This is a genomic window from Nonomuraea sp. B208, assembly GCF_057536035.1.
On sequence record NZ_BAAJOU010000027.1, the window covers coordinates 498,098 to 515,075 of the forward strand.

General features: G+C 72.8%; 19 protein-coding genes. 6 read left to right on the forward strand and 13 right to left on the reverse strand.

Features of this window, described 5'->3' with window-relative positions:
- Positions 1–48: 48 nt before the first annotated feature.
- The 4 genes from AC27IY_RS33940 to AC27IY_RS33955 all read right to left on the reverse strand — a co-directional run bounded on the left by AC27IY_RS33940 (position 49) and on the right by AC27IY_RS33955 (position 3,074).
- Entirely contained in the window at positions 49–441 is a 393-nt protein-coding gene (locus AC27IY_RS33940) for a sensory rhodopsin transducer (protein ID WP_487180457.1), read from the reverse strand.
- Positions 442–665: 224 nt separating this feature from the next.
- Positions 666–1,415 carry a hypothetical protein gene (locus tag AC27IY_RS33945; protein WP_487180458.1) on the reverse strand — a complete coding sequence of 250 codons (750 nt, stop codon included), beginning with the start codon at positions 1,413–1,415 and terminating at the stop codon, positions 666–668.
- Positions 1,415–1,888: a papain-like cysteine protease family protein gene (locus AC27IY_RS33950; protein WP_344207389.1), complete on the reverse strand. Its 474-nt coding sequence runs from the start codon at positions 1,886–1,888 to the stop codon at positions 1,415–1,417. Before AC27IY_RS33950 ends, AC27IY_RS33945 begins: the two co-directional genes overlap by 1 nt.
- Before the next feature lie 196 nt (positions 1,889–2,084).
- Positions 2,085–3,074, reverse strand: coding sequence for a helix-turn-helix transcriptional regulator (locus AC27IY_RS33955; protein WP_487180459.1), 990 nt, complete (start codon positions 3,072–3,074; stop codon positions 2,085–2,087).
- 92 nt (positions 3,075–3,166) lie between these two features.
- On the opposite strand from AC27IY_RS33955, the gene AC27IY_RS33960 reads away from it, so the two are divergent.
- Positions 3,167–3,547 carry a VOC family protein gene (locus AC27IY_RS33960; protein ID WP_487180460.1) on the forward strand — a complete coding sequence of 127 codons (381 nt, stop codon included), beginning with the start codon at positions 3,167–3,169 and terminating at the stop codon, positions 3,545–3,547.
- On the opposite strand, the gene AC27IY_RS33965 is transcribed toward AC27IY_RS33960, so the two are convergent.
- Entirely contained in the window at positions 3,544–6,792 is a 3,249-nt protein-coding gene (locus tag AC27IY_RS33965; RefSeq protein ID WP_487180461.1) for an ATP-binding protein, read from the reverse strand. The genes AC27IY_RS33960 and AC27IY_RS33965 overlap by 4 nt on opposite strands.
- Positions 6,793–6,902: 110 nt before the next feature.
- Between AC27IY_RS33965 and AC27IY_RS33970 the strand changes: the two genes are divergently transcribed.
- Positions 6,903–7,313 carry a DUF4267 domain-containing protein gene (locus tag AC27IY_RS33970; RefSeq protein ID WP_487180462.1) on the forward strand — a complete coding sequence of 137 codons (411 nt, stop codon included), beginning with the start codon at positions 6,903–6,905 and terminating at the stop codon, positions 7,311–7,313.
- Between the two features lie 19 nt (positions 7,314–7,332).
- Positions 7,333–7,458, forward strand: a complete 126-nt coding sequence (locus tag AC27IY_RS33975) for a hypothetical protein (RefSeq protein WP_487180463.1) — start codon at positions 7,333–7,335, stop codon at positions 7,456–7,458.
- Here the strand turns inward: AC27IY_RS33975 and AC27IY_RS33980 are convergent.
- From AC27IY_RS33980 to AC27IY_RS34005, 6 genes are all read right to left on the reverse strand, one after another.
- Positions 7,440–7,784 (reverse strand): transcriptional regulator, encoded by a 345-nt coding sequence (locus tag AC27IY_RS33980; RefSeq protein WP_423449429.1) that lies wholly within the window; start codon positions 7,782–7,784, stop codon positions 7,440–7,442. The two genes, AC27IY_RS33975 and AC27IY_RS33980, sit on opposite strands and share 19 nt — an antisense overlap.
- A complete protein-coding gene (locus tag AC27IY_RS33985) occupies positions 7,781–8,422 on the reverse strand; it encodes a hypothetical protein (RefSeq protein WP_487180464.1) in 642 nt (213 codons plus the stop codon). Before AC27IY_RS33985 ends, AC27IY_RS33980 begins: the two co-directional genes overlap by 4 nt.
- 88 nt (positions 8,423–8,510) lie before the next feature.
- On the reverse strand, positions 8,511–9,440 hold the full coding sequence (locus AC27IY_RS33990; RefSeq protein ID WP_487180465.1) for a CU044_5270 family protein: 930 nt from the start codon (positions 9,438–9,440) through the stop codon (positions 8,511–8,513).
- Complete coding sequence (locus AC27IY_RS33995) at positions 9,440–10,003, reverse strand: RNA polymerase sigma factor (RefSeq protein WP_364447353.1); 564 nt, start codon at positions 10,001–10,003, stop codon at positions 9,440–9,442. Before AC27IY_RS33995 ends, AC27IY_RS33990 begins: the two co-directional genes overlap by 1 nt.
- A gap of 85 nt (positions 10,004–10,088) precedes the next feature.
- Positions 10,089–10,559: a hypothetical protein gene (locus AC27IY_RS34000; protein WP_487180466.1), complete on the reverse strand. Its 471-nt coding sequence runs from the start codon at positions 10,557–10,559 to the stop codon at positions 10,089–10,091.
- A 9-nt stretch (positions 10,560–10,568) separates the two neighbouring features.
- A complete protein-coding gene (locus tag AC27IY_RS34005) occupies positions 10,569–11,093 on the reverse strand; it encodes a TetR/AcrR family transcriptional regulator (protein WP_487180786.1) in 525 nt (174 codons plus the stop codon).
- Positions 11,094–11,208: 115 nt separating this feature from the next.
- Between AC27IY_RS34005 and AC27IY_RS34010 the strand changes: the two genes are divergently transcribed.
- Together AC27IY_RS34010 and AC27IY_RS34015 are read left to right on the forward strand one after the other, a co-directional pair.
- Entirely contained in the window at positions 11,209–11,583 is a 375-nt protein-coding gene (locus AC27IY_RS34010; protein ID WP_364447383.1) for a hypothetical protein, read from the forward strand.
- A gap of 90 nt (positions 11,584–11,673) precedes the next feature.
- Complete coding sequence (locus AC27IY_RS34015; RefSeq protein WP_487180467.1) at positions 11,674–12,951, forward strand: MFS transporter; 1,278 nt, start codon at positions 11,674–11,676, stop codon at positions 12,949–12,951.
- 45 nt (positions 12,952–12,996) lie between these two features.
- Here AC27IY_RS34015 and AC27IY_RS34020 read toward each other — a convergent pair whose 3' ends face one another.
- On the reverse strand, positions 12,997–15,507 hold the full coding sequence (locus AC27IY_RS34020) for an MMPL family transporter (protein WP_487180468.1): 2,511 nt from the start codon (positions 15,505–15,507) through the stop codon (positions 12,997–12,999).
- Positions 15,508–15,666: 159 nt separating this feature from the next.
- Between AC27IY_RS34020 and AC27IY_RS34025 the strand changes: the two genes are divergently transcribed.
- Positions 15,667–16,341: a TetR/AcrR family transcriptional regulator gene (locus AC27IY_RS34025; protein ID WP_487180469.1), complete on the forward strand. Its 675-nt coding sequence runs from the start codon at positions 15,667–15,669 to the stop codon at positions 16,339–16,341.
- 10 nt (positions 16,342–16,351) lie between these two features.
- Here AC27IY_RS34025 and AC27IY_RS34030 read toward each other — a convergent pair whose 3' ends face one another.
- Positions 16,352–16,960, reverse strand: a complete 609-nt coding sequence (locus AC27IY_RS34030; protein ID WP_487180470.1) for a TetR/AcrR family transcriptional regulator — start codon at positions 16,958–16,960, stop codon at positions 16,352–16,354.
- Positions 16,961–16,978: the final 18 nt, after the last annotated feature.

A 16,978-nucleotide genomic window follows, 5' to 3' on the forward strand; every position in this document is an offset into this window, starting at 1 on the left:
GCTCCCGTCCCGCGTTGAAGGGCGAGGCGGACAGGGGGACGGCGCGGTTCAGGTGACGGAGGCTGCGGTTCCGGCGGGGAAGGCGATGGTCGACAGCAGGGCCAGGGCGGGCTGGCGGGAGTCGAGGCGGGTGTGCTGCACCACGATGGGCACGTCGCTCACGATCACGCTGGCGTAGTCGCTGCCCACCGGGACGGGCTCGGGCTCCCGCAGGTCGTTGAAGCGCTGGTGCAGCGTCCGCCGGGGCGGCACGACCACGCGGTAGGGGCCCACGGGGTCCCGGTCGGGGAAGAACAGGGTGATCTCGACGTTGGCCGGCGCCGGCCCGGTGTTGAGCAGGCAGGCGGTCTCGTGGCTGGTGAAGGCCCTGCCCTCGCCGGTGCTCTCCGGCGGGATGTAGCCCTCGGCGATGATCCAGGTCGTCCGGCCCAGGTGGTCCACGGCTCGTGCCCCTTCGTCGGTGCGGCGAAGAGCACGATGTCCCTCGCGACGGCGTCACCGTGTCCTTGCCCCGCTGAGCAGGGACGGAATCCCGTCATCCGCCGCACGGTCACGGCTGCGGCGCCCTCGGTCACCAGGACGACTTGCGCGGTGGCCGCGATCCGGGTTGGGGGTCCTCACGGTGTACGCCGTGAACCATGAGGGTTCACGGCGTACACCTTCGATCAGGCCGGGCGTGCCCGGCGCAGGAGGCGGGCCCCGGCGAGCGAGGCTCCGGCCAGCGCCACGGCCACGGCCGCCATCCCCATCGGGGCGAGGCCGTGCGGGCGCTCGGGCCCGTACCCGCCGGCCAGGCCCTGCCGGTCGTAGTCGGAGCCGGCCTGCTTGTCGGCGTACCGGCTGACGAGCAGGGCCTGGTAGTCGGCCAGGCTGTAGACCCTGGGCGCGGTCTCGGCGGCGGCCGAGGCGTCGAGCAGCCGGACCTGGTCGCCGCGGAGCTCGTACCAGCCGTCGATCTGCGGCTCGTAGAGCAGTGAGGCGTCGGCGCCCAGCTGGGCCGCGACCTGCTCCTCCGGCGTGCCGGAGGCGATCTCCGACAGCCGCCAGCCGCCGTCGTTCGTCATGGCGACGGTCGCCGGGGTGCCGTCTCCGGCCCGGGCGGGGATCGCCACGTAGGAGAGCCGGCCGACCGGGGCGCCCGCCTCGCCGCGGGCGAACTCGGGGGTGATCGCGTAGACCGGGATGGCCTTCTCCCCGATGGACGCCTGGCCCTGGGTCTCCGACCGGCTGTCCGGGAACTTCAGGACGGCCAGGCGGGCGAGGAGTTCCGGCGTGGCCGCGGCCGTGTGCGCGTGCTGCAGGTCGGCGGCCGAGGGAGTGCCGGTCAGGTGACCGGAATCGGCCGCCGCGGTCCCGCCGGTCAGAAAGACCAGGCCGGCGACGGCGGTGACCGCCGCCGCAATCGCTTTCTTCATCACGGCTGTTTCGTCCTCACGATGTTGTCGAGCGTTCTGGTCCAGGTGTAGGTGTCGTTACTGACGAAATAGCTGTACGGCTTTATGCGGTAACGCGGCGGATTCTGCCCCGGATTGCCGAACATGATCTGGCCGCCGTCCGCGTCGTCATATCCGTAGACCACCAGGGCGTGCCCGCCGCCGGCGGCCCAGCGAATTCCGGCGTAGAACGGGCGTTCCACGTCGATCTGCGTCTTCACCGCGGCGTAGCTGATCGGGTTGTGCAGATCGTCACCTGACCGGTAGAAGCCGAGCCGGTCCAGGGCGTGCTTGACCAGGGCGGCGCTGCCGGCGGCGTTGGGGCAGACATCGTTGACGGGGTAGTCGTTCGCCAGGTTGCAGAACTGGTTCTGGGACAGCCAGGCGCCGTGATAACCGGCGATGGTGACGCCCGTCGCGGCCCAGCACCATTTGCTGTTCTCCTGGTGCTGCATGTGATGTAGAGAACGCGGCTCGTGGACGTGCTTCTCGTGCTCGCCGAAGCCGGGGCGGTGAGGCCGGTCAGAAATGCTCCGGCCGCGATGAGTGCGGCTAAGGCGCGCAACGCGTTTCTTGGCATGCTTCCTCCTTTCGGTTGTCGTTGTCCGGACCCTGGACAATGTACGAAGCCGCGCAGCGTCGTTCCGCGTACTAATCACCCTCGCAGTGCGTATAAATACGGAGGGCCGATCGCAGGAGCCGGTCGGCGTGCTCGGCGATGAGGTCGCGCAGCGCGTCCGGCCGCTCGACGGCGAACGGCAGGTCCAGCGACGCGAGGACGCCGGGCAGCCAGTCGAGCCGTTCCGCCCGCAGCTCGACGCGGGACCAACCGCCGGCGTCCGGCTCTCCCACGATCGCGATGCCGGGCGGCAGCCAGGTGTGGATCTGCTCGGCCGTCCCCTGGACCAGCAGGGTCACCTCGTACCGGTAGGGGGCGGTGGCGAGTCCGGTGAGCACGCGTCGCGCCGGGTCGAGCCCGGCGGGTGGCTCGAACACGCCCGGCAGGGTCTTCGCGCCGGTGATGCGATCCAGCCTGAACGTCCGGTCCTCACCGATAGCCGGATCCGCGCCCGTCACGTACCACCTGCCCGCATGGGTCACGAGCCCGTACGGGTGCAGCGTGCGTTCGCTGCGCCTGCCGTCGGCCGCGACGTACCTGATCGAGATCGGCCGGTGATGGCTGATCGCGTCGGCGATCGCGAGCAGGACCCCGCTCTCAGGGGCGGCCGGCTGCTCGCCGGGCGGAGTCGTGAAGGCGAGGGAGCCGAGCACGGCGTCGAGTCTGCGGGCCAGCGGCGCCGGCAGCACCCGCCGTATCTTCGCCGCGGCCGTCTCGCCCGCCGCGCCCATGGCCGTCATCAGGCCGGCCCGCCGGCCCGCGACCAGCCCGAGCAGCACGGCCAGCGCTTCGTCGTCGGTCAGCATGAGCGGCGGCATGCGGTAGCCGGGGGCCAGCCGGTAGCCGCCGTAGCGGCCGCGTACGGACTCGACGGGCACGTCGAGGTCGACGAGGTGGGCGGCGTAGCGCCGCACGGTGCGCTCGTCGACCCCGAGCCGGTCGGCGAGCTCCGCGACGGTCCGTACGCCTCCCGCCTGCAGAAGCTCCAGCAGGGCGAGCACACGGGCAGTGGGTCGGGACATGTTCCTCGATGTCATACGAATACCGGGCGGTTTCTGTCCAGTATTGCCCGTAGCGTCGGCTCAGCAGCATCGACCCACCCTGAGAGGACCTCATGAACTTCGTCTCGATCCGCATCATCACCGGCGACGTGGCCCGGCTCGTCGGCTTCTACGAGCGCGCCACCGGGGTGCGGGCGAGCTGGGCCACCGAGGACTTCGCCGAGCTCACGACCGCCTCGGCCACCCTCGCGATCGCCGGCACGCGTACGGTTCCGCTGTTCGCGCCCGGCTCCGCCCGCCCGGCCGACAATCACAGCGTGATCATCGAGTTCCTGGTCGACGACGTGGACAGCGTCCACCGGAACCTGACCGGCTTCGTGGCGGAATTCGTCAACGAGCCCACGACGATGCCGTGGGGCAACCGGTCGTTGCTGTTCCGCGACCCCGACGGGAACCTCGTCAACTTCTTCACCCCCGTCGCGGGCAGAGGCTAGACGGTCGTCCGCGAGCGGGCCTCGGCGGCCCAGTGGGGGGCGTTCCACCGGTCGGCGATCGCGGCGGCCTCGACGAAGTGGGCCGTGGCCTCGGCGCGGCCCAGGAGGAGGGCCAGCTCGCCCAGGGTGTGGGCGACCGGGCGCAGCGCCACCGCCAGGTTCGCGGCGCCCGCCGGGGGGCCGTCGCGGTGCGGGAGCAGCGCCGCGTAGACCTCCTCGGCGGCGTCGCGGTCGTCCAGGGCGACGACGGCCATCGCGCGCACCGTCGTGAGGAAGGTGAAGAAGAAGTCGGGCCGGATCGGGCCGGCTGAGGCGCGGACCTCGCGGGCTTCGGCCTCCATGCCGCCCGCGTGGAGGGCGAGTGCGAGCAGGTCGGAGGTCATGGCGTCGCCGAGCGTGGCGTGCAGGGCGCGTACGTCGTCCAGGTGCGCGCCGAGCGTGCCGTCGTTCAGCCAGATCGTGGCCAGGGCGAGGGGGAGGAAGCCCGTGGCGTGCACCGAGCCGGCGCGCCGCATGCCCTCGTCGGCCTGGGCGTAGAGGCGCTCGGCGTCAGCGAAGCGGCCTTCGACGAGCGCCAGGGTCGCCAGCGTGATCTCGGCGACGGGGATCGCCCCCGGCATCCGGTAGGCGCGCGCGAGCTCCAGGGCCTCGGTGGCCGCCTGGCGCATGGTCACCGGGTCGTTGGCCGCGGCGGCGACGGCGGCGAGGTTGATCAGCCCGGTGACGCGGTAGACGGGCAGGTCGTGCTCGGCGCCGATGGCCACGAGCTCGCGGCAGAGCTCGGCGTCGCCGTGGACCCGGGCCAGGCTCTGGAGCGCCGCGGCCCGCAGCCGGGGTCCGGTGGCGAGGTCGAGCGCCTCCCGCGCCGCGTCCAGAACGGCCGGGTCGTCCTCGCCGGCCAGTTCGTCCACGCACGCGATCAGGAGCCGGCACCGCACCGCAGGGGTCAGGTCGCGCTTCAGCAGGCGGCTCAGGCGGTCGACGACGGGCCGGTCCACCGTGCCGTACATGCGGGCCTGCCAGGGGGTCGGCTCCGTCCACGCGGTGAACGCGGCGATCATCAGGTCGTCGCGGCCCAGGGACTCGGCGTACTCCACCGCCTCACGGCGGGTCTCGCGGGCGGCCGCGACGGCTCCCGCCCGGATCTGCGCGCGCAGCAGCCTGCCGAGCAGCTCGACGCGTTCGTCCGGTCCTGTCGCGTTGGCGACGGCGTCGGTGAGGAGGGCGGCCGCCACGTCGTGGGCGTAGCGGGCCTCGGCGAGCTCGGCGGCCTGGACGCAGTAGCCGACGGCCTTCGGCGAGCCGGCGCGCGCGTAGTGGTGGGCCAGCGCCGCGACGTCGTCGCCGCCTTCGAGTGCGGCGGCAATCCTGGCGTGCATGCGGGCGGCGCGCAGGCGGCTGAGGTCGGCGATGAGCGTGTCCCTGACGAGGGCGTGGACGAAGCGGACGCGTCCGGGGGCGGGCTCGTTCAGCAGCCCGGCGATGACGCCCGCGTCGAGCGCGTCCATCACGCCGTCCTCGTCGGTGCCGGCGGCTTTCACGAGGACGTCCACCGAGCTCTCCCGGCCGGCGACCGCGGCCAGCCGGAGGATGGACACGCCTCCTTCGGGCAGGCGCGCGAGCCGGCGGCGCAGGACGTCACGTACGCCTTCCGGGACCTCGGAGAGCGCGACCAGCGCGCCTTCGCCGTTCAGCAGCCGGGCGCTCTCGCGCACGTAGAACGGGTTGCCGCCGGTGCGCTCGGCGATCCCCGCGACGGTCTCCTCGTCGGCCTCGCACTCGGCCCGTACGAGCTGCGCCACGGCCGCGTCGTCCAGCCCCGTCAGGGCCAGGCGCAGCGGCGTGGCGCGGGCGAGGGAGGCCAGCGTCTCGGTGAGGTGCCCGCTCTCGTCCGCCCGGTACGCGGCGACGACCAGGATCGGGGCCCGCAGGCCGAGGCCGCCGCCGAGCAGCTCCAGCGTGGCGGCGTCGGCCCAGTGCAGGTCGTCCAGCACGACGGCGACCGGGCGCCGCGCGGCGACCGCCGCGAGCCATCTCCACACGGCCTGGCGCAGGCGGAAGCGTCCCGCGGCGGCGTCGGCGTGCACCGGCTCGGTGTCGGTGAGCAGCGGCGCGAGGTCGCCGGCGAACGCACCCGGTGGCGAGGCGGCGGCGACGGCGCTCAGCGCCTCGGTCCACGCCCACGCGGGCGGCGCGCCGTCGACCTCGGGGCAGTGGCCGACGGCGACCAGCCAGCCGTCACGTTCGAGCCGCCTGCCCAGGTGTTCCAGCAGCGTCGACTTGCCGAGCCCGGCCTCGCCGGTGACCAGGGCGATGCGGGCGCCGTCGGCGGCGGCCTCGGTGGCGGCCGTGACCAGCGCGGACAGCTCCGCCTCGCGTCCGACGAACGGCTCCTCACGTCCGACGAACGGCGCCTCGGCGATCCGGGCCGGCGGTGGCGGGAGCGGCGGGGGCGGGGGCGGGGGCGGGGGCGAGGGCACGGTCGCGCGCAGGACGTCCATGCGCTGGGTGAGGATCGCCTCCTCCAGCGCCGCCAGCTCCGGGCCGGGGTCGAGCCCGAGCTCCTCGGCGAAGACGGCGCGGGCGCGGCGGAGTGTCGCCAGCGCGTCCGCCTGGCGTCCGCTGCTCCACAGGGCCAGGGCGTGCAGCCGCCAGCCCTCCTCGCGCAGCGGCCCGTCGCGGGTGAGCCGCTCGGCCTCAGGGACCACCGCGGCGGCGTCGCCGATCCGCAGACCCGCCGCGACGTGCAGCTCGGTGGCGACCAGGCGCAGCTCGTTCAGCCGGGCCGTCTCGGCGGCGGCCCACGGCTCGTCGGCGACCTCGGCGAACGCCGGCCCCTGCCACAGCCCCAACGCCTCGGCGAGCAGGGACCGGGCGGCACGCGGGTCGGTGACCGCCCGGGCCTCGTCGAGCAGGTGCTCGAACCGCCACGCGTCCACCGCCTCGGGCGGCAGCCGCAGCGCGTAGCCGGGCGACGCGCTCACCAGCAGCCGGGCCGACGTGCGCGGCGGGCGTCCGGGCTCCAGCAGCCGGCGCAGGTTGGACACGTACGCCTGCAGGGACATCAGCGCCCGCCCGGGCGGCTCGCCGCGCCACAGGTCCTCGATCATCCGGTCGACCGGCACGACCTGCCCGCGCGCCGCCACCAGCATCGCCAGCACGGCCCGCTGCCGCGGCCCGCCGAGGTGAACGGTCGCGCCGTCCACCTCGGCCGCGAACGAGCCCAGCACCCGGATGAAAACCATGATCCGCACATCGTACGGGGACAGCTCCAAACCGGCTCCAAGTCCCCTCCAAACACCCGGGAGCAGCCTGAACACCACACCGCCTGATCCGACCTCACAGGAGAAGAACGATGTCACTGAAGAAGATCAACACCGTCCTGACCGCCGCCTTCATCCTCTTCATCCTCTGGTTCGGGACGGAGTACATCCTGAGCCCGGAGACGGTGGCGCCGGGGTTCGGCCTGCCGAGCTGGCCGTCCGGCGACGGCGGCGGCTTCCTGGTCGTCAAGGGGGTCCGGGACGTCGTCCTGGCCCTGGTCCTGGGCGTCCTGCTGGTGACGGGCCACCGCCGGGCGCTGGGTTGGGTGCTGCTGGTGGAGTCCTTCGCCGCGTACGGCGACATGACCACCGTGCTGGCCCACCACGGCTCCGTGGCCACCGCGCTCGGCGTCCACGCCCTGACCGCGACGCTGATGGCGGTCAACGGCCTGCTGGTGCTGCGCGAGACCCGCACGGCCGCTCCCGCCCTGCGGTCCGCCTGAACTCGGAAGGAAGGCGACCATGACGATCAACGATGTACGCGCTGTACTCAAGGGGCGCGTGCTCCTGCGTGGCGACGACGGCTTCGAGCAGGCGGCCCGCGACCCGCACCACGTGTTCCGCGCGAACTACCCGGTGCTCGGGTGAACCGGTGGCGGGGCCGCGCCACGCTCCCGGCCGTGGCGGCGGATGAGCTCCTCCAGTGCGGTGAGTTCGGCCGACAGCGCGGCCCTGCCTTCGCCGGTGATGACGACCCAGGTCTTGGGGCGCCGCCCGTCGTACCCCTTCTCCAGCACTATCAGGCCGGCCTCCTCCAGGACGGCGAGGTGCCGGTTGAGGTTTCCCCTGGTCAGTTCGAGCACGTCATGGAGGTAGGTGAACTCCACCCTGGCCGCCTCGTCGGCGATGGCGAGGATGCCGAGCCGGTGACGCTGGTGGACGACGTCGCTCAGGCGTCCGGTGGGGTGGGTCACGGACGGGCCTTCCGCAGGGCGCGCAGGCCGGCCACGAGGAGCACGGCGGCCGGGAGCAGCAGAGCGATCTCGCGCGCGCCGAGGAGGCCGTCCAGTCCGGACCGTTCGAGCAGCCGCTCGTACAGGTGGACGCCGCCGCTCGCCACGACCGGGACGACCGCCGCCGCGTAGAGCCCGACGACGACCCACAGGTGACCGCTGTGCTCTATGCAGGCCAGGGCGATCAGGCCGAGGCCGATGACCAGCAGGTAGAAGGGGGCGCCGTCGAAGGGAAGCAGGAGCGACAGCAGGGGGACGGCCGCGGCGAGGCCGCCCAGCACGCCCGGCCGGCGTACCGCCGTCTGGATGCCCGTCCGGTAGCCGTGGCGGTGGTAGTGCCACACGGTCAGCCCTGTCCCGGCGATCAGCCCGGACACCCACACCATGTCCACGAACTCCCTCGGGAGGAGGTGGGAGAGGTCTCCTCCCGGCGGGAAACGGAGCGCGCCGTCGATCGTCTGGAGAACCGCCAGGAACATGGTGAGGCCGCCGAAGAGCACCAGGGGGTAGCCGAAGGCGTGCCGGTCGGCGCGAGCGCGGCCCCGCAGGACTCTGACCTCGCCGAGCAGGCGGTCGGCCGCGTCGTACGAGTGCTCCATCGTGAGACCCCCATGTTGTCGGCATCACAGACCTGTCTGCATCGCAGACATTAGCCCGCCGGCGGCGAACTCCGCAACGGCGGAAGGGTCACCGCTGGCCGGGGCCGTCCACCACCTTGGCGTCCAGCCGGGCCGTCAGCGTGAGGGGCGTGCCCGCCTCGATGACGGACGACGAGGGGTGGTCGTACTTCGTGGTCTGGACGCCGTACGTGCCGAGGAAGCGGAAGTCGACGGGGTCGAGGATCAGGTCGTAGCGGGCCCGCGCGCCGGTGTGGCTGAACGCGACCCCCCGTCTGCCGTCGGCGTCCACGACGTTCTCGGTGAAGCTCACGCCGGGGATCGTGGCCAGGCCGCGGAACAGCGCCGCCCGCACCTCCGGCGGCAGCGCCTGGGTTCCCATGAGCTGGTACACGGCCTGGAAGAGCTGCTCGTCCATGCTGGGCGGCGGCTCCGAACCCCCCCAGACCATGTGCATGTCCTCCAGGCGCTGGCGGATCTTGGCGAGCACGCCCTCCGGGGTGACCGGCTGCCGGGCCAGATCGGCGGCGCCGAGCCCCGGATGGTTGCCCTGCACGAGCAGCTTCCCGTCGACCATGGCGGCCACCTGCTTGCCGTCCACGCTGGTCCACTGCTCCCAGACGACGCGGCGGGAGACGTCCACGCCGTAGCCGCCGTCCTCGGACTGCGGCGCCTGGCGCTCCCTGATGTACAGCCACTGGCCGGGGCCCGGCACCTGCCCGCGGTCGTCGTAGGCGGCCTGCGCGGCCCGTTCGCCCAGCTCCCGCACGTTCGCCACCGGGACCACGCGCGGCTGGTCGCGTGCCACCACCACACCGGTGCCGATCGCCACGGCCAGCGCGCCCGCGACCGCGGCCTGCCAGCCGAGCCGCCTGACCGGCCGCGGCTCGCGGCGGGGCTCGGGACCGCGAGCCGCCGCCAGCAGCCGCGCCCGGGCGGCGTTCTCCGCCTGCGCGGTCATCGGCGGGGTGTCGCGCCTGAAGTCCTTGATCGTGCTCATCACAGCTCCTCGTCTCCCAGCGCGGCACGCGCCTTCTTCTTGGCCCGGTGGAGCCTCGACCGCACGGTCCCCGACGGAATGCCCAGCGCCTGGGCGACCTCCTCGTAGCTGAGGCCCTCCCACGCCACCAGCAGCAACACGTCGCGGTCACCGCGCGACAGCGACGCCAGCGCCCCCGCCAGCTCGCGTTCCTTGTCCCGCGCGGCGACCCTGCTGAGCACGACGTCGGCCATCGGCTCCGGCAGCGGGTCCACGCCGGTACGGCTCAGCGCCCGCAGCATCCGCTCCTCCTGGCGCCGGTGCCGGGCGATGAGGGTGGTGGCGATGCCGTACAGCCAGGGACGCGCCAGCGGGAACGACAGGTCGTACGATCCACGCCGCCGGAACGCGGCCAGGAACGTCTCGGCCACGATGTCGTCGGCGGCCTGCGTGCCGATCCGCCGCGCGGCGTAGAGGTGGATCTGCCGCGCGTACCGGTCGAACAGCGCGGCGAACTGCTCCGGATCGCTCGCGGAGCGCCTGATCAGCTCGGCGTCGTCGATCTCGGCCGTCTCAACGGTCAACGGCCCTCCTTAAGGTCGGTCGGTCACCCTGCTGTCTCCCGCACCTCCCCACAGGGTTCTCGATCCCGACGGAAAGTGGCCTACGTCACAGGCTCACCGCGTACGCCGTCGTGATCACGGCGGCCGCGAGGATGAGCGAGTGCAGGATCATGTGTTCGAGGTTGGGCCGGGGCCGATCGCCGATCCGGGGCAGCACGATGATCGTCTTGGCGTACGTGCGGGCGTGCAGCTGGGCCCAGGTCTCGCCGGTGCCGGCGGTCGCCCACGGGACGGTGACGCCGGCCAGGTAGGGCAGCCACCACAGGGCCAGTCCGCCGAGCAGGATGAGCGTTTCGAGGCCGGCGGCGGCGTACGCGGGGACGGAGGTGTGCGACGCGGCCGCGACCAGCACGAGGACGGCCGGCAGCGTCATGACGGGCGCGTTGACCGAGACCTCGACGGTCTTCTCGCGGCGGGTGGCCGCGGTGACGTTGTTGAGCGGGGCGAGGTCGACCAGCGTCGTCAGCACGAAGTAGCCGACGGCCAGCAGCAGAAGCGTGAGTGCGGCAGCGAACATCGCGGTCTCCTAGGCAGCGTCGATGCCGTCGAGGAAGGTGCCGACGGCGAGGTCGAACCACGCGTCGTAGAACGCGCGGGGGGCGGCGGGCTCGTTGGGCACGTCGCCGAACTCGGCCAGTGCCAGCCCGGCGACGAGGACGAAGAGGGACTGGGCCAGCAGCAGCGCCCGGTCCGTCGTGGTGTTGAGGCTGGCGGCCAGGGGCGGCCCGAGGCGGTCGGCGATCTGCTGTGCGACCTCCGGCGAGACGTTCTTCGTGGCGACCACGGCGGCGGCGCCGGGATGCGCACGCAGGACGCCGCGCAGGCGCACGGCCATCGCGGTGAGCAACTCCCGCCAGGGGGCGGTCAGGTCGGCGCCGGAAAGCAGCTCGCCGGCGATTTGGTCGACGAGGGCCTGGAGCAGGGCGTCCTTGTTGCGTACGTGGTAGTAGAGCGAAGCCGCCTTGACGTCGAGGCGGGCCGCGATGGCGCGCATCGACAGCCCGGCACCGCCTTCCTGGTCGAGGATGTCCAGCGCCGTCTCAAGGATCAGCGTCGGGGGTCAGGGGTCGCGGGGCCACGCAAGCGGAGAACGTGCAACAACATGCACACATGTGTGCATGTTTCACCTTGTTCATTCCGACTCGTTCGTACTATAGTCCCGAACCGTGATGATTCTGATTGCCGGCCCCTACCGTTCAGGTACGGGCGACGACCCCGAACTGATGGCCCGCAACCTGGCCCGGCTGGAGGAGGCGGCGTGGCCCGTCTTCCGCAGCGGGCACGTCCCGATGATCGGGGAGTGGGTGGCCCTGCCCGTGCTGCGCGGCGCGGGCGGCACCGGCCCCGCCGACCCCGTGGCCGAGCAGATCATGTACCCCACGGCGGAGCGGCTGCTGCGGCACTGCGACGCGGTCCTGCGGCTGCCCGGCGAGTCCACCGGCGCCGACCAGGACGTCCGCATCGCCACCGAGCGCGGCCTGCCCGTCTACCACCGGGTCGAGGACATCCCCGGCTACCGGGAAGAGCTCACCCGCCGCTGATCTCGGCCCGGAGAGTTTCGCCGTCAGGCAGCTGTACGATGTCCCGGCCGGTGGCCCTCGCCGTCCCGCGTCCTCCAGGAAAGCCGCTTCGTGACCGACATCGTCCCCCTGCGCAAGAACGCGCGTTTTCAACTGCTGTGGGTCGGCAGCGCGGTCTCCGAGCTGGGGTCGGAGCTCACCAGGCTCGCCATGCCGCTGTTGGTGCTGGCGCTCACCGGCTCGCCCGGCCTGGCGGGCGTCGTCGCCGGGGCCCGCACCGTCGCCTCCCTCGCGGTCCAGATCCCGGCCGGCGTCTGGGTGGACCGGTGGGACCGCCGCCGCACGCTTATCACGGCGCAGGGTCTCCAGGCGGTCGTCTCCGCGCTGCTGACGGCGCTCGTCATCACCGGTCACGTACAGGTCTGGCAGTTCGTCACGCTGGCGGTGCTGGACGGGCTGTGCGCCGCGTTCGTCGGTCCCCTCCAGGACACGGCGATCCGCGGCATCGTCCCCCCGGGCCAGCTGCACACCGCGTACGCGCAGGAGGAGGCCCGCACCCACGCGGCCGGGCTGATCGGCCCGCCGCTCGGCGGATTGTTGTACGGCCTGGGACGGGCGGTGCCCTTCCTCGTCGACACCGTCACCTTCCTCGCCGCCACGCTCTTCTACGCCCTGGCGAAGGTGCCGCGCCGCCCGGCGGACGAGCCGCGAACCTCGGAGCGGGACGACGGCGAGGAGCGGCGGGGCATGGGCAGGGAGGCGGCCGAGGCCGTCGCGTGGCTGTGGCGCCGGCACGGCCTGCGGGAGGCCGCCGCGGCGGTGATGGTACTCAACCTGCTGGGCGGCGCGTTCCTCATCCCGCTGATCGTGCTCGTCGGCGAACGCGGCGGCGACGCGCGCGTCACCGGCACGGTCCTGGCCGGTCTCGGCATCGGCGGACTGGCAGGTGCGCTGCTGTCGGGCCGCATCAGCAGGCTCCTGCCGCCCGGCAGGCTGGTGTCGGCCGTCGTGGCGGTCTTCGGCGCGGCGGTGGCGGCCACGGCGCTGCCGTGGGGGAAGTGGTGGCCGATGGTCCCGCTGGTGTTCATCACCTTGTCGACGCCCTCGCTGAACGTGGTGCTGAACGTGGTGATCGCCCGCATGGTGCCGGAGGCGATGCTCGGCCGGATGGGCGCGGTCCTGAGCATGAGCGGGATGGCGCTCAAGCCCCTCGGGCCGGTCCTCGGCGGGACGCTGGCCGCGGCACTGGGCGGCGCGGCGTCGCTCGTCGTCCTGGGCGGGCTGCTCGGCCTGGCCGCCGCCGTGGCGGCGCTCAGCCCGCAGCTGCGTCACTTCACCGGCGAGATCCCCACGGCCGAAGCCGACGGCATGGCGCCGCGCGCCGGCTGACGGGCCGGGCCGGGTACGCGGCCCGGCCCGTCAGGCGAGGTGCCGTCAGCGTGCGGCGGTCTCCGGGACCCGTGCCGGCGGGGCCTGGTGGTGGCGTTCCAGCTTGGCGCCCTCGACGTCCACGTCGGGCAGGATCCGGTCGAGCCAGCGCGGCAGCCACCACGCCTTGTCGCCCGCCAGATGCATGACCGCCGGAATGATCAGCATGCGCACCACGAACGCGTCGACGAGCACGCCGAAGGCCAGCGCGAAGCCGACCGGCCGGATCATCGTCATGTGGGAGAACATGAATCCGCCGAAGACCGAGATCATGATGATCGCGGCGGCGGTGACGACGGCCCTGCCCGCCCGTACGCCCTCGGTGACCGCCTGCCGGGCGGGAGCGCCGTGCGCGTACGCCTCGCGCATCCCCGAGGTGAGGAAGAGCTGGTAGTCCATGGCGAGCCCGAACAGGATGCCCACCAGCAGGGTCGGCAGGAAGTTGAGGATCGGCGCGGGGTCGGTGACGCCGAAGAGGCCGCCGAGCCAGCCCCACTGGTAGACGGCCGTGACGCCGCCGAGCGCCGCGAACAGCGACAGCACGAAGCCGCCGGTGGCGATGAGGGGCACGAGGATCGAGCGGAACACGACGATCAGGATCAGCAGCGACAGGCCGACGACGAGGGCGAGGTAGGTCGGCAGGGCGTCGGCGAGCTTCTCGGAGATGTCGAGGTTGGCGCTGGCGCTGCCCGCGACGGACAGGGACACCTTGTCGGAGCCGAGCTCAAGGGTACGGCCGCGCAGGTCGTGGACGAGGTCCTCGGTGGACTCCGACGTGGGCCCGCCCGTCGGCACGACCTGGAAGACCAGGACGGTGCCCTTGTCGTTCGCGCCGACGGGGGCGACCGCGGTCACCCCGTCGACGTCCATGAGCTGCTTGCCGAGGCCGGCCTGGGCCGCCGTGAGGTCGTCCCCGGTCACGCCGTCGCCGAGGTCGGCGACGACGACCAGCGGTCCGTTCGCGCCGGCGCCGAACTTCTCGGTGATGGCCGTGTAGGCGCGGTACTGCGTGGAGTCGGCGGCCTCGGAGGCGCCCGTGGGCAGGCCGAGACGCATCGAGGCGGCGGGCACCGCGATGAGGGCCAGCGCGCCGACGCCGATCACGATCCGCAGGACGGCGCTGCCGATGGTCATCGGCCGCACGGGCGCGGACGCCGGCACGGGCGCGGCCTGCGCGGCGGCCTTCCTGTCGCGCCGGGGGAGGAGCCGGTGCCCGAGCAGGCCGAGCAGCGCCGGGGTCATGGTCACGGTGAGCAGCACCGCGACGGCGATGGCGACCGCGCCGACGGTTCCCATCAGCGCGAGGAACGGGATGCCCGTGACGTTGAGCGCCAGCAGCGCGATGAGCACGGTGCTGCCCGCGAAGACCACGGCGTTGCCGCTGGTGCCGTTGGCCAGCCCGATGGACTCCTCCACGGTCATGCCCGCCTTCAGCTGGCGGCGGTGCCGGTGGAGGATGAACAGCGCGTAGTCGATGCCGACGGCCAGGCCGAGCATGGCGCCCAGGATGGGCGTCACCGACGTCATCTCGATGCTGCCCGACAGGGCCATGGCGCCCGCGACGGCCACTCCCACGCCGAAGAGCGCGTTGAGGATCGGCAGCCCGGCGGCCACGAGGGTGCCCGTCATGATGATGAGCACGACGGCCGCGACGACGAGGCCGACCGCCTCACCGACGCCGCCCAGCTGGATCTCGCCCTGCGCGATCTCGGCGGAGTAGTCGGCGGTGACGCCGTCGGGGAGCGCGGCGTCGAGGGTCTCGGTGACGGCTTCCTTGGTCTCCGGGGTGATCTCCTGCTGCGGCAGGTCGAAGACGACGGTCGCGGTCGCGGTGGAGCCGTCGGAGGAGACCATGCGGATGTCCTGCGCGATGGTCAGCAGGTCGCGTCCGGTGAGCAGCTGCCGCTCGGACTTCTCCAGAATCGCGCGCTGCTTGTCGAGCTCGGCCTGCTGCTTGCCGAGCTGGGCGAGGGTCGCCTTGAGCCGGGTGAGCGTCGCTTTGAGCTGCGGGTTCGTGCCGGCCTGCCGGAGGGCGGTCTCGGTCTGCTCGATGCCCGCCTCGGTCTGTGAGCGGGCCTGGTCGAGCTGCTTCCGGCCCTGGTCGAGCCGGTCGCGGCCGTCCTCGACCTGCGCGAGACCGTCCGTGATCTTCTTCGCCTGCTGGGCGCGCGTGTCGGTGGAGATGAACGGGTCGGCCACCTGGTCCACGCCGTCGAGGCCGGCGACCTTGCGCAGCGCGGCGCTGACGCCCTCACGCTGGGCGGCCGTGAGCTCCTCACCGTTGCCGGAGTGGATGACGACCTGCCCGGTGCCGCCGCTGGCCACCGGCAGCTCGGTCTTGAGCCGGTCGGTCACCTGCGCCGTGGGCGTGCCGGGGATGGTCATCGTCGAGCTCATCGTCCCGCCGAAGGCCAGGAAGGCTCCGACGGCCAGGGCGAGCACGACGACCCAGGCGGAGATCACCCACCAGGCCCGCCGGGCGGTGAACCGGCCCAGCCGGTAGAGCAGTTCGGCCATCGAGCACTCACTTTCCGCTTCTCACGTGGGGTCCGAAACCGGATAAGACCTATCCGATTCGGCAAGTCTAGTGAGAAGTGGATATCTCTCATCCGTTTCATCGGAGGTGCGGGCTGTGACGTTGATCCCATCGATCCGCCCAGGGGTACGCTTCGACACGTGAAACCGCGACCCGCCGCCGCCGACGAGCCCATGCGGCGTGGCAGCCTGCGCCGGGACGCGGAGCGCAACCGGGACCGCATCGTGCGCGCCGCTCGCGAGCTGTTCGCCGAGCGCGGCCTCGCCGTCGGCTTCAACGAGGTCGCCCACCACGCCGGCGTCGGCGTCGGCACCGTGTACCGGCGCTTCGCCGACAAGGAAGAGCTCATCCGCGCGGCGCTGGAGGAGCCGCTGGGCGAGCTGGCGGAGGTCGCGCAGCGCGCGGGCGAGGCCGAGCGGGCCTGGGACGGACTCGAGCTCCTCCTGGGCAGCATCACCGAGCTCCTGGTGGACAACCTCGGACTGCGGGACGTCGCGCTCGGCGGCGGCGGATGGCGGCTCGGCCGGTCAACCGTCGAAGGCGTCGCGGAGGTGATGCGGCATCTGCTCGACCGGACGCGGGCCGAGGGCGACCTGCGTGACGGCGTCGCCGGCGACGACGTGGTGATGATCCTGTGGCTGGTGACCGACCTGGCGCAGCACTCCGTCCAGGTCCGTCCGGGGCTCTATCGCCGCTATCTGCAGGTCATGCTCGACGGGCTGCGCGCCGCCCCGGACAGCAGGCCGCTGGTGGAGAAGCCCACCGAGCAGCAGATGCTGACGATCTGCCGGCGCTGGGCGGGCGCGCCCCTCTGAAGCCCACCCCTCAGGGCGGTCCGAGCACGTCCGGGGTGATCAGGGCGCGGGCGGTGGCCGCGAAATAGTTTTCGGAGGCGGCGTCGGCGAGGCCGAGAGTGACACCCTGGCTGAGGCCGACCATGAGCGCGCGCAGCGCCGTGGCCAGGCGGCGCGCCTGCCGCGACGTGACGGCGCTGCCGTCGTGGACCCTGCCGGACAGCAGCGCGGTCAGGCGTTCCTCGTGCTCCCGGACGGAGGCGGCGAGCCTGGGCGCCAGCTCGGGGTCGCGCAGGGCCAGGTCCTGCAGGCTGATCTCGAACGACAGGTGGCGCAGCGCGTCGGGGTCGTCGCACAGGCGGCGGTAGTGACGGGCGAAGACCTCCACCGCCTCGACGAGGTCCAGGCCGTCGGGGACGGTCTGCTCGATGCCGTCGTAGTGCGGGGTGAGGTAGTCGGTGACCAGGGCGATCAGCAGCCCGTTCTTGCTGCCGAACAGCGAGTAGACGGCGCCCGTGGTCAGCCCGGCCTGCTCGGCGATCTCCTCCAGCTTGGCCCGGTGGCCGTCGCGGGCGACGATCAGGCGCGCGGCGGCCAGCAGGGCCCGCCGGTTGTGCTCCTTGGCCTCGGCCCTTGTCATTCGCATAATTCTATTATT

What these genes read in the sequence shown, in the direction of transcription:
- AC27IY_RS33950 (WP_344207389.1), bottom strand. Translation starts at nt 1,888, where the DNA reads ATGCAGCACCAGGAGAACAGCAAATGGTGCTGGGCCGCGACGGGCGTC.
- AC27IY_RS34020 (WP_487180468.1), bottom strand. Translation starts at nt 15,507, where the DNA reads ATGGCCGAACTGCTCTACCGGCTGGGCCGGTTCACCGCCCGGCGGGCC.
- AC27IY_RS33965 (WP_487180461.1), bottom strand. Translation starts at nt 6,792, where the DNA reads ATGGTTTTCATCCGGGTGCTGGGCTCGTTCGCGGCCGAGGTGGACGGC.
- AC27IY_RS33975 (WP_487180463.1), top strand. Translation starts at nt 7,333, where the DNA reads ATGACGATCAACGATGTACGCGCTGTACTCAAGGGGCGCGTGCTCCTG.
- AC27IY_RS33960 (WP_487180460.1), top strand. Translation starts at nt 3,167, where the DNA reads ATGAACTTCGTCTCGATCCGCATCATCACCGGCGACGTGGCCCGGCTC.
- AC27IY_RS34030 (WP_487180470.1), bottom strand. Translation starts at nt 16,960, where the DNA reads ATGACAAGGGCCGAGGCCAAGGAGCACAACCGGCGGGCCCTGCTGGCC.
- AC27IY_RS33955 (WP_487180459.1), bottom strand. Translation starts at nt 3,074, where the DNA reads ATGTCCCGACCCACTGCCCGTGTGCTCGCCCTGCTGGAGCTTCTGCAG.
- AC27IY_RS33970 (WP_487180462.1), top strand. Translation starts at nt 6,903, where the DNA reads ATGTCACTGAAGAAGATCAACACCGTCCTGACCGCCGCCTTCATCCTC.
- AC27IY_RS34000 (WP_487180466.1), bottom strand. Translation starts at nt 10,559, where the DNA reads ATGTTCGCTGCCGCACTCACGCTTCTGCTGCTGGCCGTCGGCTACTTC.
- AC27IY_RS33985 (WP_487180464.1), bottom strand. Translation starts at nt 8,422, where the DNA reads ATGGAGCACTCGTACGACGCGGCCGACCGCCTGCTCGGCGAGGTCAGA.
- AC27IY_RS33945 (WP_487180458.1), bottom strand. Translation starts at nt 1,415, where the DNA reads ATGAAGAAAGCGATTGCGGCGGCGGTCACCGCCGTCGCCGGCCTGGTC.
- AC27IY_RS33990 (WP_487180465.1), bottom strand. Translation starts at nt 9,440, where the DNA reads ATGAGCACGATCAAGGACTTCAGGCGCGACACCCCGCCGATGACCGCG.